Origin of the sequence: Amycolatopsis nalaikhensis (assembly GCF_030264295.1) — a bacterium.
GTDB classification, from domain to species: Bacteria; Actinomycetota; Actinomycetes; order Mycobacteriales; family Pseudonocardiaceae; genus Amycolatopsis; species Amycolatopsis nalaikhensis.
This window is the reverse complement of record NZ_CP127173.1, coordinates 8,701,844-8,720,494: the sequence shown is the minus strand read 5'-3', so window position 1 is coordinate 8,720,494 and position 18,651 is coordinate 8,701,844. Positions and strand designations below refer to the sequence as shown.

Sequence of the window (18,651 nt, the reverse complement as noted above, 5' to 3'; positions counted from 1 at the left end):
TCAACTAGTTGACCGCTTCGCGCTGAATCCGGTCGAACTGCGCGGCCATCGCCTCGGCCAGCGCCTGCGCGGCCGACAGCGGCCGGACCATCACCGTGAACTCGTCGATCAGGCCGTCCTCGTCGAGGTGCAGGAAGTCGCAGCCCTCCACCCGGACGTCGCCGATCCGGGCCTCGAACACCAGCGCGTGGTCCCGGCCCTCGCCGCCGTCGAGTTCGCGCACGTACCGGAAGTCCTCGAACACCCGGAGCACGCCGCGCAGGATCGCGGCCGTGATCGCCTTGCCCGGGTACGGCCGGAACGCCACCGGGCTCCGGAACACCACGTTCTCCGCCAGCGTCGCGGCCATCGCGTCGGGGTCCCGCGCCTCGACGGCCTTCCGGAAGCTGTTCATCGCGCCCACCTCTTATAGTCAATTAGTTGAGTACCGTAGGAGCTTACCGTGGTGCAGGCGAGCCCCGGTAGGCTGCGTCGGGCCACACACCCCGGCGCCGGAAGGGATCCCGCACCCATGGAGGACCTCGACGACGCCGCCGCCGTCTTCGGGCAGGTGCGGCCGCGGCTGTTCGGCATCGCCTACCGCATGCTGGGCAGCGCCGCCGACGCCGAAGACCTCCTCCAGGACGTCTGGCTGCGCTGGCAGGCCTGCGACCGGTCCGCGGTGACCAACCCCGGCGCCTACCTCGCGACCACCACCACCCGGCTGGCGATCAACGCCACCAAGACGGCGTACGCGCGGCACGAGACGTACGTCGGCCCGTGGCTGCCGGAGCCGGTGGACACCTCCGCCGACCCGCAGCTGGGCGCCGAACGGGGCGCCGCACTCGAATTCGCCGTGCTGCTCCTGCTGGAGAAGCTCACGCCGACCGAGCGCGCGGCCTACGTGCTGCGCGAAGCCTTCGACTACCCGTACCGCGAGATCGCCGAGATCGTGCAAACCAGCGAAGCCGCGGCACGCCAGCACGTCAGCCGGGCGCGCAAGCACCTCGCGGCGGGCCGCCGCACCCCGGCCGGGCCCGAGGAGCAGAAGCGGTTCCTGACCGCCTTCGTCGCCGCGGCCCAGTCGGGTGACCTGCCGACACTGGAACGCCTCTTCGCCGCCGACGTGATCAGCTACTCCGACGGCGGCGGCACCGTGCGGGCCTCGCGCATCCCGGTGCGCGGCGCGACCACCGTGGCGAAGTACGTCCGCGCGTTCGCCGGCCACTTCTGGACGGGTGTCACCGTGACCCCGGCCGTCATCAACGGCGCGCACGCGATGCTGCTTTCCCGCGACGGCGAAGTCTTCACGGTGCTCACCGTGACCGCGTCGGCCGACGGCATCGACCAGGTGCTGTGGATGATGAACCCGGGCAAGCTGGCGGCCGCCGCCGTATAACGCCCTACACGGCCGCGCTTCGTGGTTCGTACTGGGCGCGCAGGGCCTTCTTGTCCGGCTTGCCGAGCCCGGTCATCGGCAGGGACTCGGCGACCACCACCTGCTTGGGCACGTGAACCGGGCCCTTGCGCTCCCGCACCGCCGCCTGGATCTCCGCGGTCAGGCGGTCGATCGCGGCTTCGTCGCGGGCGGCGTCTTCGCGCAGCACCACGACCGCCGTCACGGCTTCGCCCCACTTCTCGTCCGGGGTGCCGATCACGCCGACCTGCGCGACCGCCGGGTGCTCGGCCACGACGTCTTCGACCTCGCGGGGGAAGACGTTGAACCCGCCGGTGACGATCATGTCCTTCACCCGGTCGACGATGAACCAGAAGCCGTCCTCGTCCTCGCGGGCGACGTCGCCGGTGTGGAGCCAGCCGTCGCGGAACGTCTCGGCCGTCTGCTCGGGCAGGTTCCAGTAGCCGCCGGCCAGCAGCGGGCCCGCCACGCAGATCTCGCCGGGTTCGCCCGGCGGCACCGGTTCGCCGTCCGGGCCGAGCAACGCCGTGCGCAGGAACGCCGACGGGCGCCCGCAGGAGGCGAGCCGCGCGTCGTCGTGGTCGCCCTTGGCGAGGTAGCTGATCGCCATCGGCGCCTCGGACTGCCCGTAGTACTGGGCGAAGATCGGGCCGAACCGGTCGATCGCCTCGCGCAGCCGCACCGGGTTGATCGACGCGGCCCCGTAGTAGACCGTCCGCAGCGACGACAGGTCGCGCGTGCGCGAGTCGGGGTGGTCCATCAGCGCGTAGAGCATGGTCGGCACGAGCATGGTCGCGGTGATCCGCTGCTCTTCGATGATCCGCAGGATCTCGCCGGGGTCGAACTTCGGCACGACGACCAGCGAGCCGCCCTTCAGCAGCGTCGGGGCGAAGAACGCGGCGCCCGCGTGCGAAAGCGGGGTGCAGATGAGGAACTTCGGTGCCTCGGGCCACTCCCACTCGGCCAGCTGGATCTGGGTCATGGTCGCCATCGCCCGCGCGGTGCCCATGACGCCCTTGGGCTTGCCGGTGGTGCCGCCGGTGTAGGTGATCGACACGACTTGGTCCGGCGGCAGCTCGACCGGCACCAGCGGGCCGGGCTCGAAGGTGGCGGCGGTCGCGGTCAGGTCGGTGCCGACGTCGGCGAGCTGCTCCGGCACCGGCCCGATGGTGAGCACCTTCGTCAGCCCGGGCACCTTCTCGAGCAGGCCGAGCGCGCGGTCGACGAAGGCGGGCACCGGGTCGATGACGAGCGTGGTGATCCCGGCGTCGGCGAGGATGTAGGCGTGGTCGTCGAGCGAGCCCAGCGGGTGCAGCGCCGTGCGCCGCGACCCCTGGACCTGCCCGGCGGCGATGATCAGCAGGACCTCGGGCCGGTTCAGCGACAGCAGCGCCACCGGCGCGCCCGTGCCGGCGTCGAGCGCGTCGAAGGCCTGGACGTACTGGCTGACCTGCTCGGCGGTCCGGCCGCCGGTCATCGTCGTCTCGCCGAGCACCATGACCGGCGCGTCCCGATGGCGTTTCAGCGCGGAGACGACCAGGTGCCCGAGGTGGTTCGGATACCGCATCGCCTGCTCGTCCATCCCGGCCCCTTCCGAAACTAGAACACGTTCCCGTTCTGGGCACTATAGCGCCATGGGACCCGGGTGCCTATGAATGGAACAGGTTTCATGGAACGGGGGCGGCCACGGCGCGCGCGACGGCCTCGTCGCGGTCCGGCCGCAGCAGGTACCCGGCGCGCAGGGCCCGGTCGGCCGCCGCCGTGAACGCCGCGACGTACGCCGCATGGTCCGGGTACAGCCGCCGGATCCGCTCCGGTGACAACGGTGTCGTCGTGCCGAGCAGCAGGCACGCGCCCGGCACGTTGCCACCGCTGTTGTTCGGGGCGTAGGCCGCCACCGGCACGTCGAGGTCGGGGAGCCGGACGCCGCCCCGCGCGTTCTGGTCGGCGTCGCGCACGATGATGAGGTTGAGCAGCATCGAGATCGGCGGGGCCACCGGCGGGGCCGCGCCGCCGCGGGCCCAGCGGTCCAGGTGCGCGAAGGCGGCGTTCTCGGCGTACCGGGACGTCATGCTGTTCACCGGCTTGTCGCACGTCGTCGGGGCGCCGTCGTTGATCGACCGGTCGCGGGCGTTGGCCGCGTCGTACAGGTCCAGCCCGTACCGGTCGGCGTGCGCGGTGCCGGCCACCTCCCAGGTGCGCACCAGCGCGGTGTCCTGCCGGACCGAGGCCGAGGCGACGACGTCGGTCTCGGACTGCAGGACGAACACCGGGACGCCGAGGTCGGTGCGGATGCGGGCGGAGAGCGGGCCGAGGACGCCGTCGCCGATCGGGGCCGCGAGCGCCGCCCGGCCGTGGATCATGAAGCCGTCGTAGGCGTGGCGCACCGGCTGGATCGCGTTGGCGTAGGTGGTCAGCCGCAGCGCGGACTGCGAGTGCCCGGTGCCGAGCACGACCGACGGCGTCCGGCCACCCAGCAGCGCCGGGTTCGCCCGGACCGCCTGCGCGGCCTGCGAGAAGACGTCGTAGGAGAGCGCGTCGCCGCTGAGGTCGACGGCGCCGTAGCGGGCCGGGTCGAGGCTCTTCAGCTTGTCGGCGCCCGCCTTCTGCGTCGTCACGCCGACGTAGGCGTGGCCCTCGCGCAGGAAGTGCTCGTACGACTGGGAGAAGTCGACCGGGATGTCGACACCGAAGCTGACGTTGAGCCATTCGACGACGACGGTCCCGGTGAAGCGCGCGGGGTCGCGGGGGCGCACCACGACCATCCGCGTGGTGTAAGGGTTGCCGGTGGAGGCGACGCGCGTGGCCCAGCGGCCGTCGTCGGTCCACAGGCCCGCCTGGGCGTACGTGTCGGCCTGGCCGGAGAGCAGGTACTCCTCTTCGACGTACCCGCGGGCGGCGAGGTCGAGCACGCCTTCGGCGCCACTGACCGGCCAGCCCTTCCCGGCGTCGGCGGGCACCGCCGTCACGGTGGGGGCGGCTTCGGCGGTTCCGGGGACCACGACGGCCGGCAGGAGCACGGCCAGCAGGAGGCACAGCAGTCTGCGCATGGGGGACACCCTCCGTCCACATCGGACACGGATGCGGTCGCCGTCCCGGCCACCGCTCTCCGTCTTTACCGGGCGGGGCGGCGGGGAGGCAACGACGCACCTGCGTGACCCGCTGAACACCCGCCCGGGTGCTCAGCGACCTGACAAAAGCCGGGTGCGGGACACTCATGCGGAACAAAACCGGCTTTCGCGGCCGTCACCTTGCGCGGCGGCAGCGGGTGCGCGACTATCGCGGGACGTTCTGCACGTGCAAGCGCACGGGCGAGGGGGTGTGGTGACCGAGGTGGCGCCGGCGGTGGCCGGGACGGCGGACGTCCCGAGCGACGCGGCCTTGATCGAAGCGGTGCGCGGCGGGGACATCGCCGCATACGGCGAGCTCTACGACCGGCACTACGTCGCCGCGCGCCGGGTGGCGGCCGCGATCGCCGCCGACGAGGCCGAGCGCGACGACCTGGTCGCCGAAGGGTTCACCCGCGTCCTGCGGATCCTGCGCGCCGGAGAAGGTCCGGACGAGGATTTCCGCCCCTACCTGCTCACCACGATCCGGAACACGATGATCAGCTGGCGGCGGCGCGACTCGGCCGTGTCGCTGGTCGCCGAGGTGCCGGACGTCGCGCCGGGCGGGGCGAGCGACGAGCCGGTGGGCAGCCGGATGCACGCCACCGTCGCCGCGGACGCGTTCGCGAGCCTGCCCGAGCGGTGGCGGACCGTGTTGTGGCGGACCGAGATCGACGGCGAAGCGCCGTCGCTGATCGCCCGCGACCTCGGGATGACGCCCAACGGCGTCGCCGCGCTCGCCTACCGCGCCCGGGAAGGCCTGCGCCAGGCCTACCTCGACCAGCACGTCCCCGCCGCGCGCCGGCGCACCTGCCGGATCGTCTCCGGCCAGCTCGCCCGCTGGGTCCGCGACGGCATCGGCGACCACAAGGCGCACCGGATCACCACCCACCTCGACCGCTGCGCGGACTGCCGCGAGCTGGCCAGCGGCCTCCGGCAACTCAACGAGGAACTGCCCGCCACCGTCGCCCCGCTGATCCTGGGCGTCCCGGTCGTGACGCAGTGGCTGTCCACCACGGGATCGCTCGCCTCTTCCGGAGCCGCCGCGGGCACGAGCGCCTTGTCGTGGGCGACCGCGGCGAAGGTGGCCGCCGCGGGCGCGGCCCTGGTCACGACCGTGACGATCGGCGCGAGCACCTCGGTCGACGCGCCGCCCCCGGTGCGTGGCGAGGAAGGCGCGACGGTGCAGCCCCTCCAGACCGTGCCCCGCAGTGGCGTCGCCGCGCCCACCCGCTCGGCCGGGCAGTCCCCGGCGGCCACACCGTCCTCGTCGGGGCCCGCGGCCGCCGGGACGACCGGGCCGCCGTCCGGGAAGCCCGCCGTGGCGGCGGACCCCGAGAAGCCCGAGGTGGCGGCCGACCCGGAGAAGGGCAAGCCGTCGACCAAGGCGGGCAAGCGGCAGAACGAGGACAAGACCAAGCCGTCGAAGACGCCCGGCCCGAGGGAGTGACCCGGCCCCGCGGGGCCGGGCCCTCCGCTCAGCAGGGCTGCAGCAGCCAGCAGAGCCGGTAGTTCGCCTTGTAGATCGCCGACGTCGGCGGCGCGACGATGTTCTGCGTCCGCGCCCCGCCGTGCGCCCAGCTCGTGAAGGCGTACTTCAGGTTGAGCGGCGGCAGGTTCTGCGGGCTGTTCGCGCTGATCGAGTTGACCGACCCGGCGATCACCGTCCGGGAGAACGGCGTGCGCTGCTGGGTCCCGCCGACGGTGAGCATCGCCTGGCTCGGGTTCGAGGTGAAGTTCAGTGTCACCGTCTTCGGCTGCAGGTCGATGGTCTTCGAGCCGGTGCGGCCCGTCGAGTCCGTCGCGGTCAGCGTCAGCTGCAGGTAGGACGGGTACTCGTGGTCGGGGGCGACGAACGACCCCGCGGCCACGCCGACGAAGTCCTGCACGTTGTGCGTGTGGCAGGTGCCGTTGGCCGCGCAGTGCCGGATGGCGAGCCGCCAGGACAACGCCGAGGGCGGCAGGTCGCCGTCCTGCGCGTCGACCGCCCGGCCCGCGAAGGACACCACCTGCCCGACCGACCACGTCAGCGCGGGGTCGGGCGCGTCGATGACCGGCACCGGGTCGAGACCGACCGGGGTGCCGATGGTCACCCGGACCGTCGTGGCCGCCGTCGCGCCGTGGGAGTCGGTCACCCGCAGCCCGGCGTCGACCGCCGCCGCGCTCGTGTAGGTCCAGGTCGGTTTCGGTGCGGCCGAGTCGTCGTAGGCGCCGTCGCCGTCGAGGTCCCAGGCGTAGGACAGCACGTCACCGGCGTCCGGGTCGGTGGACCCGGTGCCGTCGAACTGGACGGTGAGCGGAGCGGGCCCGCTCGACGGCGTCGCCGTGGCCGCCGCGACCGGGGGCCGGTTGGTGCCGCCGGGGTAGCTGACCCGGCGCAGCTCGCCACTGCCCAGCGCGACGTAGAAGAGGTCGCCGCCGGGGCCGGTCAGCAGCTGCACGGGCGCGTTGACCCCGGTCACGAACGGCACCAGGCGGCTCGGGCTGGGCTGCCCGGAGACGGTCTGCATCGCCCAGATGCAACCGCGTGAGGAGTCCGCGAAGAACAGCGCACCGGCGTACTCGGCGGGGTAGTTGCTGCCCGACTCGAACGCGATGCCGCTGATCGAGGAGCCGCCGGTGGGACACGGGTCGCCCGCGACGACCTTCGCGTTGTGGTTGTAGGTGTAGTACGGCGCGGTCTGCCCGCCCGAGGCGTAGAGGGACTCGCAGCGGTCGAGGTTCGCGCCGTCGTAGCCCGCCTGCCTGCCGGTGCCCTCGAAGCAGGGCCAGCCGAAGTTCTCCGCCACCGCGTCGCCGGCGTTCGGGACGCGGTTGATCTCTTCCCAGGTGTTCCAGCCGACGTCCCCGGCCCACAGCTCGCTCGTGCCCGGCCGGAAGCCGAACCGGAACTGGTTGCGCGAGCCGTAGGCGATCACGCGCCGGGCGTCGGCGTCGGCACTGCTCACGAAGGGGTTGCCGGGCAGCCCGGCGCCGGTGTCGGGGTCGATGCGCAGCAGCGCGCCGTTGAGCAGCACCGGCTGCCCGGCGGGACGGCGCGGGGACTGCGACCGCAGCGCGCCGCCTTCGGCGTTCGGCGGCGCGAGGTTCGTCCCGGCCGGCGACGGCGGGTCGGCGCACGGGTTGCCGGTCTGGCCGTAGTCGGCGTAGTTGAAGCTGGCGCCGTCCCCGCCACCGGCGTACAGGGCGCCGTCGGGGCCGAAGGCCAGCGAGCCGACGGAATGGCTGGGGAACTGCTGGCACCAGCCGGTGACCAGCGGTTTCTCGCTGACGGCGGTGCCGCCCGCGCCCATGGTCAGCTGCGAGACGCGGCCGGTGACCACGCAGCCCTTGTCCGTCGCGCCCGGCGGCGTCGGGCACGTGTCGCCCCACTGCGGCGCGGTGCCGCCCGGCAGGGCGTCGAGGGTGTAGGAGACGTAGACGTACGGGCGGGCCGGGAACGCGGGGTCGACGGCCAGCCCGAGCAGGCCCCGGTCCCAGAAGTCCTGGGTCTGCGTGCGCAGGTCGGCGAACACGGTCGCGGTCGGGTCGGCCAGGTTGTCGAACACCTTGACCAGGCCGCTCTTCTCGGCGACGAACACCCGCCCGTCGGGCGCGAACGCGGCGGCGGTCGGCGAGGTCAGGCCGCCGATCGCGACGGTGTCGGCGAACCCCGTCGGCACGGCGGCCGCGGGCGCCGCGGCGGCGACGGCCACGGCGAGCGCACCGGCCAGGGGCAGGACCACCGCCGTGGCGAGGGCACGCCGGGATCTTCGCGGGAACGAACGGGAACGCATGCGGAACTCCTCACGGCGGGGACCGGGCAAAAGCGTCGATGCTGCCCGATATGCCGCCGGACGTCCGGAAGGTGTTACGCCCGGGCCCGGCAGTGCACACGAATGACCGCGCACGAACGGCCGGAATCCGGTACGGGGAAATAACTCACCGGCGTCCCAGCCACTCGGCGAGCAGCGCGCGTTCGGCGTCCGTGAGCCGCGCGTCGGCGGCTGGAAAACCGGCCGGCGCGTCGGTGAGGATCTGCCGGGTCACCGCTTCGTACATGGCGTCGGCGAGGGCGGGGTCGCGGTCGTCCGGGGGCGTGGCCAGCAGGGTGAGGACCGCGCCGGTGCCCGCGGCGTGCAGCAGGTCGACCGCCCGGCGTTCGGGGACCCGGAGCCGTCCGGCCGCGGCGACGCGGTGCACCCGGGCACGCAGGACCGCCAGCCCCGCCTCGGCGGCCGGGGAGACCCGCCCGGGCGCGACGAGCAGGCCGAACAGGGCCGCGTTGGCGAGCCCGAAGCCGATGTGCGCGTCCCAGCCCTCGCGGAGGTCGGCGACCGGGTCCGGGTCCGGTTCCGCGGTGCTCTTCGCGGCGACGTAACCGGTGAAGACGTGCTCGGCGACGGCGTCGAGCAGGGCGTCCTTGTCCTCGAAGAACCGGTAGATGGCCGGTGGCTGCAGCCCGGCCGCCTGGGCGACCGCGCGGATGGTCACGGCCGCCGCGCCGTCGTCCAGCAGCCGAGCCGCCGTCTCGACGATCTTCGCCCGCGTTCCGCTCCGGTCCACCTTCATGGTTCCGATGATAACTCATACTTGCTAACGGTGTGGGTAACGTGGTTAGTATCGACGTAACCAACCGAAGGGGAACACCATGATCGTGCTCACCGGGGCCACGGGAAAGCTCGGCTCCCAGGTCGTCGACCACCTGCTCCGCCGCCTTCCGGCGGGCGAAATCGGCGTCAGCGTCCGTGATCCCGGGCGTGCGGCCGCGTTGGCCGAGCGCGGCGTCCGCGTGCGGCGCGGCGACTTCGCCGATCCCGCCTCGTTGGCCGAGGCGTTCGACGGGGCGTCGCAGGTGCTCGTCGTGTCGACCGACGAGACCGGCGAGACGGCTGTCGCGCGGCACGCGGCGGCGATCGACGCCGCGCGCGAGGCGGGCGTCAAACGCGTGCTGTACACCAGTCACCAGGCGGTGGCGGGGGATTCGCTCTTCTCGCCGATGCCCGACCACGCCGCGACGGAACACCACCTCGCGGCCTCAGGCGTCCCGTTCACCGCACTGCGCAACGGTTTCTACGCTGCCACCGTCCCGCTGCTGCTCGGCCGGGCGTTGGAAACGGGCGAACTGATCGCTCCGGCCGACGGGCCGGTGTCGTGGACCGCGCACGCCGATCTCGCCGAGGCGGCGGCCGTGATCCTCGCCGACGAGGGCCGGTTCGACGGGCCCACGCCGCCGCTGACCGCGCCCGTGGCACTCGACCTCGAAGCTGTCGCGGCGCTCCTGACCGAGATCACCGGCCGGGTCGTCCGCCGGGTGGTCGCCGACGACGGCGAGTGGGTCGCGGGCCTGGTCGCGCACGGCGTACCCGAGGATCGCGCCGCGCTCCTGCTCGGCATGTTCCACGCGGCTCGCCGTGGGGAGTTCGCCGTCGCCACCAGTGACCTCGAAGACCTGCTCGGACGGCCCGCGACCCCGCTGCGCTCCGTGCTCGAAGATCACTATGAACGGGGTGTATAAACTCCGGCTATACACACGGTGTACAGTCCTCAGCATGTCGATCGGACACACCCTGCTCGGGTTGCTGGAGAACGGGCCACGGCACGGCTACGACCTGAAACGCGCCTACGACGACCGGTTCGGGCACGACCGCCGCGTCCACTACGGTCAGGTCTATTCGACCCTCGCCCGCCTCCTGAAGCAGGGGCTCGTCGAGGCCGACGGCGTCGAGGTGGACGGCGGCCCCGAGCGGAAGCGCTACGCGATCACCGAAGCCGGGGTCGCCGACGTCGCCACCTGGCTGGCGACCCCGGAGAAGCCCGACGCGTACCTGCACAACACGCTCTACACGAAGGTCGTGCTCGCGCTGCTGTCCGGGCGGCCCGCCGCCGAGGTGCTCGACGTCCAGCGGTCGGCCCACCTCGACGCGATGCGCGAGCTGACCCGCCGCAAGACCGCCGGCGACCTCGCCGACCAGCTGATCTGCGACCACGCCCTGTTCCACCTGGAGGCCGACCTCCGGTGGCTCGAGCTGACCGCGGCCCGGCTCGACCAGCTGGCGGAGGCGGTCTCGTGAACGACGTCCTGCTCGAAGCGGCGGAGATCGGGAAGGCGTACGGGCCCACCGAAGCCCTGGTGTCGGCGAGCCTGCGGGTGCGCGCGGGCGAGGTCGTCGCGCTGATGGGCCCGTCCGGGGCGGGCAAGTCGACCCTGTTGCACTGCCTGGCCGGGATCGTCCGGCCCGACTCCGGCCAGGTCCGCTACCGGGGCGCGGACCTGGCCGGGATGTCCGACCGCGCGCGCTCGGCGTTGCGCCGCACGGACTTCGGGTTCGTCTTCCAGTTCGGCCAGCTCGTCCCCGAGGCTCACGTGCCTGGAGAACGTGGCCTTGCCGCTGCGGCTGAACGGCGAACGTGGCCGCGTGGCCGCGGGGCGGGCCCGGGCGATGCTGGACGAGCTCGGCCTCTCGGCCGTCGCGGGCCAGCGGCCGGGGGAGGTGTCCGGTGGGCAGGGGCAGCGCGTGGCCGTGGCCCGCGCGCTGGTGACCGGCCCGCGCGTGGTCTTCGCCGACGAACCGACCGGTGCGCTGGACTCCCTCAACGGCGAGCAGGTGATGCAGCTGCTGACCGCCGCGGCCCGCGACCGGGACGCGGCGGTCGTCCTGGTGACGCACGAGGCCCGCGTCGCGGCGTACTCCGACCGCGAGGTCGTCGTGCGCGACGGGCGGACGCGGGAGCTCGAGGTGACCCGGTGATCCGGCGCTGGACCGCCGACCTGCTCCTGGGGGTGCGACTCGCGCTCGGCGGTGGCGGCGCGCGGACGTCGTTGGTACGGCTGGGGTTGACTGCCGTCGGCGTCGGGCTCGGTGTCGTCGTGCTGCTCACGGCGACGTCGTTGCCGACCATGCTCGGCGCCCGCGCCGAACGGTCCGCCGCGCGCACGCCCGGCGCCGTGGCCGTCGAGGGCGTCGACCCCGTGTACGCCGTCAAGCGGGACGACGAGTTTCGCGGCCGCGGGCTGACCGGGTACCTCGTGCAACGGACCGGGCCGCACGCACCGGCCCCGCCCGGCGTCGACCGGCTGCCGGGGCCGGGGGAGGTGGTGCTTTCGCCGTCGCTCGCCGCGCTGCTCGCGTCGCCGGAAGGCGAGCTGCTGCGGCCGCGGTTCTCCCAGCGGGTGATCGGCACGATCGGCGACGCCGGGCTGACCGGGCCGAACGAGCTGTATTTCTACCTCGGCTCGGACACGGTGGCCGGGCAGCCGGAAGCGGGCCCGGTGAGCCGGTTCGGCGGCGAAGCGAACCGGCGCGGATTGTCGTCGATCGAGCTGCTGCTCGTCGTGGTGGGTGCGACGACGTGTCTCGCCCCGGTGTTCGTCTTCGTCGTCACGAGCACCCGGCTCGCCGCCGCGGCCCGCGACCGCAGGCTCGCGGCGTTGCGCCTGATCGGCGCGGACCGCGGCCAGGTGCGCCGGATCGCCGCCGGGGAAGCCCTGCTCGGCTCGTTCGCCGGACTGCTGGTGGGCGGGGCGCTGTTCCTGCTGGTGCGCGCGCTGGTCCCGAAGATCACGGTGTCCGCGTTCCGCGGCGGCATCTTCGGCGTCGACGTCGTGCCGGACTGGCGCCTCGGCGTCCCCGCGCTGGTGGCGTTGCCGGTGCTGGCGTGCGCGGCGGCGGTGTTCGCGCTGCGGCGGGTGGTGATCGAGCCGCTGGGCGTGGTGCGGCGCGGGACGCGGCTGCGGCGGAAACTCGCGTGGCGGTTCATGCCCGCGGTGGCCGGGGGAGCGGTGGTCGGGACCGGGCTCGGCACGGCGAACGCCGACCCCGTCTTGGCCGTGGGGGTGGTCCTGATCCTCGCGGCGATCCCGTTGGTGCTGCCGTGGCTGGTCGAGCGCTGCGCGGGGGTGCTCGGCGGCGGCTCGCCCGCATGGCTGCTGGCCGTCCGGCGCCTCCAGCTGGACAGTGCGACGGCGGCGCGGCTGGTCAGCGGAATCGCCGTGGTGTTGGCCGGATCCATTGCCCTGCAAGGGGTGTACGCGCGCGCCGAAAGCGAGCAGCCGCGTCCGGCGGCCGCGCAGGTGCTCGCGAGCCACTTCGCCACGAACCTCGCGGACGCCCGGGCGTTCGCCGACACTGTGCGCGCGTTGCCCGGGCAGGGTGCGTTGCCGGTGCGCGTCGGTGGCCTGATCGAGAACCAGGCGGGGGCGATGGCGTCGATCCTGGTCGGGACGTGCGCCGAACTGCGAGCCCGTACGGGACTCGCGGACTGCCGCGACGGCGAGGTCTACACCACGCCGTCGACCGACCGCTACCAGCCAGCGCCGGGAGATCGCGTCTGGTTTTCCGGGGCCAGGAAAGCGGATCCACGCATCACTCCACAGTGGACCATCCCGGCAGTACACCAGGCGACCTTCGACGACGCGACGCTGCTCGTCACCCCGGGAGCACTGGCCACGGCGACGAGCGTCGGGCTGGTCTCGACGGTGACCATCCCCGGCGCCGGTCCGGATCTGGTGGAGCGGGTCCGGAACGCGGTCGGCTGGAACGGCACGGCGTACTCGCTGGGCACCGGCCGCGACGGCACGTACGCGCTGATCACCCGGGTGCTGTCGATCGGCTCGGTCCTGGTGCTGCTGCTGGCCGCGGGCAGTCTGCTGATCGCGGCGTGGGAGCAGCTGCGCGAACGGCGGCGCAGCCTCGCGGCGCTGATGGCCAACGGCGTCGGCCGCGGCGTGCTCGCCCGCTCCCTGGTGTGGCAGCTGGCGATCCCGGTGGCGGTGGCGGTGGTCGTCGCGGTGCTCGCCGGGGTCGTGCTCGACTGGCTGCTGCTCACGCTGGTGGTCCACCGGCCGATGCTGGTCGACGTGGGGGCGATCATCACGCTGGCGGCGACGGCGGCGGTGGCGGTCCTGCTCGTCACCGCGGTGACGCTGCCCGCTCTGTGGCGGACCACCAGCTTGGAGCACCTGCGGGAGGAGTGAGCGTCAGGCGGTCAGCCAGCTCGTGCACCACCACGCGCCCTGCTTCTGGCACGCGCGGAAGCTGGTGACCGGGTTGGCGGACGTGCCGGGGAAGACGGCGCTGCAGCCGGAGCTGCTGCCGTTGGCGTCGTCGACGTAGCCACTGGCGCCGCTGCGGAGCCGGTACTCGGTGCGGAAGCCGTAGCCGTCGCTCGCGGTGTCGCAGGAGTAGACGCGGGTGTGGCTGTTGGTGACGCCGCCGTAGCCGCAGCGGAACTGGCCTTGGTAGCCGCAGCCGTAGACCTCCCCGATGGCATCGTGCGCCGAAGCGGCGGGCGCCACGGCGACGGTCCCGGCGAGGGCCAGGAACGCTGCGGCGGCGAGGGTGGGCAGGGAGCGGATCGGCACGGTTCCTCCTGGGATCGGCGGTGACGCGCGGACAACTCCGGAGGGGGCGGACCGGTTGGGGGAGAGGTGGTGACGTCACCTGATCGGCGGAGCGCCGCGCATGGCTCGCGCTGCGGCTTGCCCCGGGGCCGGGCCGCCCCGCCGAAGTGGCCTTGCGGCCACCCTGCCGCCGCCCCGCCACCCTGCCGCCGCCCCGCCACCCTGCCGCCGCCCCGCCGCCCTGCTGTCGCCGCGTGGACCCGCCGCCCTGCCGCCCGCCGCCCCGCCGCCGCCGCCGAGGTGGCGGGGCACCTGGGCCCGCCGACCGGTTCTTGCCCGAGCCGCTAGTTCGACTGCCTCCGGCCGGTCGCTCATCGCTATGGCCCGCTCCCCGCCGCGCTCCGCCGCGCCGTCGCCCGGCGTCCGCTCTTGCCCCCTCGGGCTCGCCAACCAGCTCGAGCCCGCCCCGCAAGCTCGACCACTCCTCACCTCTCCCGCCCGGCCGCCCAAGCGTCGCGAATGACTCATTCGAGACCTCCGACGTCCCGAATGAGTCATTCGCGACCCCGGCCGCACCCGAGCGCACCCGGCGGAGTCGCTCCGATGCGTTCCGTGCGGTGTTGACACAGCCGCGCGGCGGGTGCCAGTATCAGGATTAATCCGATTGGAAACGTTTCCAACACCGGCTTCCGGACTTGGAAACGTTTCCAAACCCAGACTCGAGGTAGAAGCGACGATGACGTCAACACGCGCCACGCTGCTCCAGGTGGCCGAGCGCGCCGGGGTCTCCCTGGCCTCGACCTCCCGCGCGCTGCACGGGACCGGGGCGAGCAAGGCCATGGTCGAGCGGGTCCGGGCCGCGGCCGCCGAGCTTGGCTACAGCGCCGATGCCATCGGGCGCTCGCTCCGGCTGAAGAAGACCTTCCAGGTCGCCTTCGCCGTCGCCGACATCGGGAACCCCGTCTACGTCGAAATGATGCGGGCCATCCACGAGGTCCTCGAACCGCACGGCTACCGGGTCGTCGTGATGACCACCGGCGACACCGCCACCTCGACCACCGAACTCGTCCGCAGCCTGAACAGCGGCTTCGTCGACGGCATGATCGTCAGCCCGCTGCGCACCGACGACCGGCTCATCCGGGAGATCCAGCAGGCACCCGTCCCGGTCGTGGTGATCGGGCGGGCGATGGACGACCGTGGCATCAGCTCCGTCTCCACCGACTCCGCCGGCGGGATCGGCGAGGCCGTCCGGCACCTGCACGCTATCGGGCGCCGCCGGGTCGGCTTCCTCAACGGCCCGCTCGACACGACGCCGGGTGCGTCCCGCCAGCGTGGATTCGACGCCGCCACCGAACACACCGCCTTCGAGCGCGTGGACCGGGAGGTCGCCGCCGACTTCACCGTCACCGCCGGGCTCGAGGCGGCCCGCGCCCTGCTCGCCCGCGGGGACTTCGACTCGCTCGTCGCTGCCAACGACCTGCTCGCCATCGGCGCGATCCGGGCCGTCCGCGAACGCGGCCTGTCCGTGCCCGAAGACGTCGCGATCACCGGCATGGACGACACCGAGCTCGGCCGGGTCTTCCAGCCGAGCCTCACCAGCGTCTCCCTCGGCTCGACCGAACGCGGGCGCGCGGCGGCCCGCATCATGCTCCAGCTCACCGACGATCCGGACCACGAGGCGCAGCAGATCGCCGTCGGCCCGGAGCTGATGGTGCGCGAGTCGACCGGAGGTGCGCGATGACCGCGACCCTGACCCGGCCCGCGCCGCCGGCCGGGAAGAAGAAGCCCGCGATGGCCCGCACCCGGCGCCGCGAAGCGATCGCGCTGGTGCTGCCGTCGCTGATCCCGATCCTCGTGCTCAGCGTCGCCCCGCTCGTCGTCGGGATCTTCCTGGCCTTCACCGACGCGCGCCTCGTGCGCCACCCCGACTACAGCTTCGCCGGGGTCGACAACTTCACCAAGCTCGTCGGCAACGACCTGTTCTGGGACTCGCTGCGGATCGGCATGATCTGGACCGTCGGCGTCACGCTCCTGCAGCTCGCCGCCGCGATGGGACTGGCGCTGCTGCTCAACTCCGGGCTGCGGCTGCAGGGCCTGACCCGGGTGCTCGCGCTGATCCCGTGGGCGATGCCGCCGGTCGTCGTGGCGATCATGTGGCAGATGATCTACTCGGCCAACGGCGGCCCGCTCAACGCCTTCCTCGGCAGCGTCGGCCTCCCGGACGACATCAACTGGCTCGGCGACTTCTCGACGGCGCTGCCCGCGGTGATCGTCGTCGGCGTCTGGGTCGGCATGCCGCAGACCACCGTGACGCTGCTGGCCGGCCTGCAGCAGATCCCGGCCGAGCTGCACGAAGCCGCGGCGGTCGACGGCGCGGGCGCGTGGCGGCGGTTCACCGCGGTCACCTGGCCCAGCCTGCGCCCGATCGTCACCTCGATCACGTCGCTGAACTTCATCTGGAACTTCAACTCGTTCTCGCTCGTCTACGTGCTCACCGCGGGCGGGCCGGGCGGCAAGACGATGGTGCCGGTGCTGTTCATCTACCTGGAAGCCTTCAAGAACCGCGAGATCGGCTACGCCGCCGCGATGGGCCTGGTGCTCGTCGTCGTGGTCGTGCTGATCCTCGCCGTCTACCTGCGGTCGCAGTTCCGCGACGACCGCGCCGTGAAGGGGCGTTGATGCGAGTCCTCCTGCGCCCGGCCCAGTACCTGGCCCTCGCGCTCTACATCCTGTTCCTCGGTTTCCCGTTGCTGTGGCTCATTTCCGCGTCGGTGAAGTCGTCGGGGGAGCTGAACTCGCTCACCGTCAGCCTGCTGCCGGACGAGTGGCACTGGGACAACTACACCGAGGCGCTGACCAAGCAGGGCCTGGTCCGGTCCGCGGCCAACAGCCTGGTCGTGGCGCTCGCGTCCACGGCTTTGTCGGTCGTGATCGCCGTGCCCGCCGCGTACGTGCTCGCCCGGCTCAAGGGCAAGGTGCGGGCCGCGGGCGTCGGCTGGATCCTCGTCAGCCAGGTCTTCCCGGTCGTGCTGATCATCCTGCCGCTGTTCCTGATCCTGCGGACGCTCGGCCTGGCCGACAGCCTCGTCGGCCTGACGCTCGTGCACACGACGTACATGCTGCCGTTCGCGCTCTGGATGCTGCAGGGTTACGTCGCGGCGATCCCGGTCGAGCTGGAAGAAGCCGGCGCGATGGACGGCGCGAGCCGGCTGACCGTGCTGCGCACGATCGTCTTCCCGCTGCTCGCGCCCGGCGTCGTCGCGACCGCGATGTTCAGCTTCGTCTCGTCGTGGAACGAGTTCTTCTTCGCGCTGGTGCTGCTGCAGTCGCCGGAGAACTACACGTTGCCGATCACGCTCAACATGTTCGTCGGCGGCGAGGGCAAGGTCGCCCTCGGGCCGCTCGCGGCGGGCGCCGTGCTCGCCGCCATCCCCAGCATCGTCTTCTTCAGCATCCTGCGGAGGAAGCTCACCAGCGGCCTGATGGCCGGGGCGGTGAAGGGATGAACCCCAACCCCACCAGAAAGATCCGAAAGGTCGGTCGATGAAGACACGACGCATGGTTGCCGCCGCCTGCCTGATGGTCGCCGGCCTGCTGCTCACCGCGTGCGGTTCCGGCAGCGGGGACGGCGGCGGGAGCGGGCCGGTCACCCTCACCTTCCAGTCCCTCTCCGACCAGCCCGCCGCGATCGCGGCGACGCAGAAGATCGTCGGCGACTGGAACAAGGCCCACCCCGACGTGCAGGTCAAGATCGTGCAGGCGGGCTGGGACGGCGTCTACGACAAGCTGATCACCCAGTTCAACGCGGGCTCGGCGCCCGACATCGTGCACTACGAGGCGGCCGGGGTCGCGCCGTTCGCGGCCGACGGCTACCTCGCGGACCTGACGCAGTACCTGCCGGAGCAGAAGCGGGCGGACATCCCCAAGGGCGTGCTCGACTCGGTCACCGTCGACGGCAAGGTGATCGCCGCCCCGACCGAGCTGCAGTCCTATGTGGTCTTCGCGAACAAGACTCTGCTGCAGCAGGCCGGGGTCACGGTCCCGACCGGGAACTCGATGAGCTGGGACCAGCTGCGCGAGATCGCGAAGGCGACCACGAAGGACGGCAAGTACTGCCTCGGCTGGGGCCTGTCGAGCCCGACGGCGGCGTTCGTCGCGCTCGCTCCCGGCTTCGGCGGCAAGTACTTCGAAGGCACCGGTGACAAGGCGCAGCTGAGCGTCGGCCAGGGCGAGCAGGCGCTGCCGCAGCTCGTCGACGCGATGGCGCACCAGGACCACTCGATCCTGCCGGTCACGCTGACGCAGTCGGGCACCAAGGCGCTCGCGCCGTTCTACGCGGGCCAGATCGCGATGACCGTGCAGGGGTCCTACCAGGCGGCCAACATCGCGAAGGACGCGCCGAAGGGCTTCGACTGGGTCGTGCTGCCGCCGCTGGCCGGGTCCGCCGGTCCCGCGCAGGCCGCCAACCCGCAGACGCTGTCGGTGAACAAGGACTCCCAGCACGTCAAGGAAGCCGCCGAGTTCGTCGACTTCTTCACCAACACGGAAAACCTCGCCGCCATCAACGAGGCGGACGCCCTGATCCCGCCGACCACGTCGGCGCGTCAGGCCCTGACGACCAAGCTGGGCGCGAAGAACGGCTGGAAGGAAATCCTCGCCTCCGGGGAGTACCTGACGTCGGCGCCCTACCTGTTCGCCGGCAAGTACGCGCAGTGGAAGGACACCGTCGCGACGCCGGCGTACCAGCAGTTCCTCGCCCAGAAGATCGACGCGGCCGGCCTCGCGAAGCAGCTCGAGGACGGCTGGAAGAACGTGAGCAAGTGACA

General features: G+C 72.6%; 15 protein-coding genes and 1 pseudogene. 10 read left to right on the top strand and 6 right to left on the bottom strand.

Annotated elements, in window-relative coordinates:
* Positions 1-4: 4 nt before the first annotated feature.
* Positions 5-394 (bottom strand): nuclear transport factor 2 family protein, encoded by a 390-nt coding sequence (locus tag QP939_RS42275; protein WP_285452299.1) that lies wholly within the window; start codon positions 392-394, stop codon positions 5-7.
* Between the two features lie 117 nt (positions 395-511).
* Here QP939_RS42275 and QP939_RS42270 point away from each other — a divergent pair, with 117 nt between their 5' ends.
* The gene (locus QP939_RS42270) at positions 512-1,378 is read left to right on the top strand and encodes an RNA polymerase sigma-70 factor (RefSeq protein ID WP_285452298.1); all 867 of its coding nucleotides are present in this window, start codon (positions 512-514) and stop codon (positions 1,376-1,378) included.
* A 4-nt stretch (positions 1,379-1,382) separates the two neighbouring features.
* On the opposite strand, the gene fadD8 is transcribed toward QP939_RS42270, so the two are convergent.
* Both fadD8 and QP939_RS42260 read right to left on the bottom strand, forming a co-directional pair.
* On the bottom strand, positions 1,383-2,978 hold the full coding sequence (gene fadD8, locus QP939_RS42265; RefSeq protein WP_285452297.1) for a fatty-acid--CoA ligase FadD8: 1,596 nt from the start codon (positions 2,976-2,978) through the stop codon (positions 1,383-1,385).
* A gap of 85 nt (positions 2,979-3,063) precedes the next feature.
* Positions 3,064-4,446: an alpha/beta hydrolase domain-containing protein gene (locus QP939_RS42260; protein ID WP_285452296.1), complete on the bottom strand. Its 1,383-nt coding sequence runs from the start codon at positions 4,444-4,446 to the stop codon at positions 3,064-3,066.
* A 274-nt stretch (positions 4,447-4,720) separates the two neighbouring features.
* Between QP939_RS42260 and QP939_RS42255 the strand changes: the two genes are divergently transcribed.
* Positions 4,721-5,953 carry a sigma-70 family RNA polymerase sigma factor gene (locus QP939_RS42255; protein ID WP_285452295.1) on the top strand — a complete coding sequence of 411 codons (1,233 nt, stop codon included), beginning with the start codon at positions 4,721-4,723 and terminating at the stop codon, positions 5,951-5,953.
* A gap of 28 nt (positions 5,954-5,981) precedes the next feature.
* Here QP939_RS42255 and QP939_RS42250 read toward each other — a convergent pair whose 3' ends face one another.
* The gene (locus QP939_RS42250) at positions 5,982-8,279 is read right to left on the bottom strand and encodes a PQQ-dependent sugar dehydrogenase (protein WP_285452294.1); all 2,298 of its coding nucleotides are present in this window, start codon (positions 8,277-8,279) and stop codon (positions 5,982-5,984) included.
* 145 nt (positions 8,280-8,424) lie between these two features.
* A complete protein-coding gene (locus QP939_RS42245) occupies positions 8,425-9,054 on the bottom strand; it encodes a TetR/AcrR family transcriptional regulator (protein WP_285452293.1) in 630 nt (209 codons plus the stop codon).
* 79 nt (positions 9,055-9,133) lie between these two features.
* On the opposite strand from QP939_RS42245, the gene QP939_RS42240 reads away from it, so the two are divergent.
* The 4 genes and pseudogenes from QP939_RS42240 to QP939_RS42225 all read left to right on the top strand — a co-directional run bounded on the left by QP939_RS42240 (position 9,134) and on the right by QP939_RS42225 (position 13,459).
* On the top strand, positions 9,134-10,000 hold the full coding sequence (locus tag QP939_RS42240) for an NmrA family NAD(P)-binding protein (protein WP_285452292.1): 867 nt from the start codon (positions 9,134-9,136) through the stop codon (positions 9,998-10,000).
* 34 nt (positions 10,001-10,034) lie between these two features.
* Positions 10,035-10,556: a PadR family transcriptional regulator gene (locus QP939_RS42235; protein WP_285452291.1), complete on the top strand. Its 522-nt coding sequence runs from the start codon at positions 10,035-10,037 to the stop codon at positions 10,554-10,556.
* Positions 10,553-11,234, top strand: a pseudogene (locus QP939_RS42230) (ABC transporter ATP-binding protein). Before QP939_RS42235 ends, QP939_RS42230 begins: the two are co-directional and overlap by 4 nt.
* Positions 11,231-13,459, top strand: a complete 2,229-nt coding sequence (locus tag QP939_RS42225; protein WP_285452290.1) for an FtsX-like permease family protein — start codon at positions 11,231-11,233, stop codon at positions 13,457-13,459. The pseudogene QP939_RS42230 and the gene QP939_RS42225 overlap by 4 nt, the downstream one beginning before the upstream one ends.
* A 3-nt stretch (positions 13,460-13,462) precedes the next feature.
* Here the strand turns inward: QP939_RS42225 and QP939_RS42220 are convergent, their stop codons facing one another.
* On the bottom strand, positions 13,463-13,846 hold the full coding sequence (locus QP939_RS42220; protein ID WP_285452289.1) for a hypothetical protein: 384 nt from the start codon (positions 13,844-13,846) through the stop codon (positions 13,463-13,465).
* 715 nt (positions 13,847-14,561) lie between these two features.
* Between QP939_RS42220 and QP939_RS42215 the strand changes: the two genes are divergently transcribed.
* From QP939_RS42215 to QP939_RS42200, 4 genes are read left to right on the top strand one after another with little or no spacing between them, the layout of a single operon-like run.
* Positions 14,562-15,566, top strand: a complete 1,005-nt coding sequence (locus tag QP939_RS42215) for a LacI family DNA-binding transcriptional regulator (protein WP_285452288.1) — start codon at positions 14,562-14,564, stop codon at positions 15,564-15,566.
* On the top strand, positions 15,563-16,504 hold the full coding sequence (locus QP939_RS42210) for a carbohydrate ABC transporter permease (RefSeq protein ID WP_285452287.1): 942 nt from the start codon (positions 15,563-15,565) through the stop codon (positions 16,502-16,504). Before QP939_RS42215 ends, QP939_RS42210 begins: the two co-directional genes overlap by 4 nt.
* Positions 16,504-17,331, top strand: coding sequence for a carbohydrate ABC transporter permease (locus QP939_RS42205; protein WP_285452286.1), 828 nt, complete (start codon positions 16,504-16,506; stop codon positions 17,329-17,331). The genes QP939_RS42210 and QP939_RS42205 overlap by 1 nt, the downstream gene beginning before the upstream one ends.
* A 37-nt stretch (positions 17,332-17,368) precedes the next feature.
* Complete coding sequence (locus tag QP939_RS42200; RefSeq protein ID WP_285452285.1) at positions 17,369-18,649, top strand: ABC transporter substrate-binding protein; 1,281 nt, start codon at positions 17,369-17,371, stop codon at positions 18,647-18,649.
* The last annotated feature ends 2 nt before the right edge of the window (positions 18,650-18,651 follow it).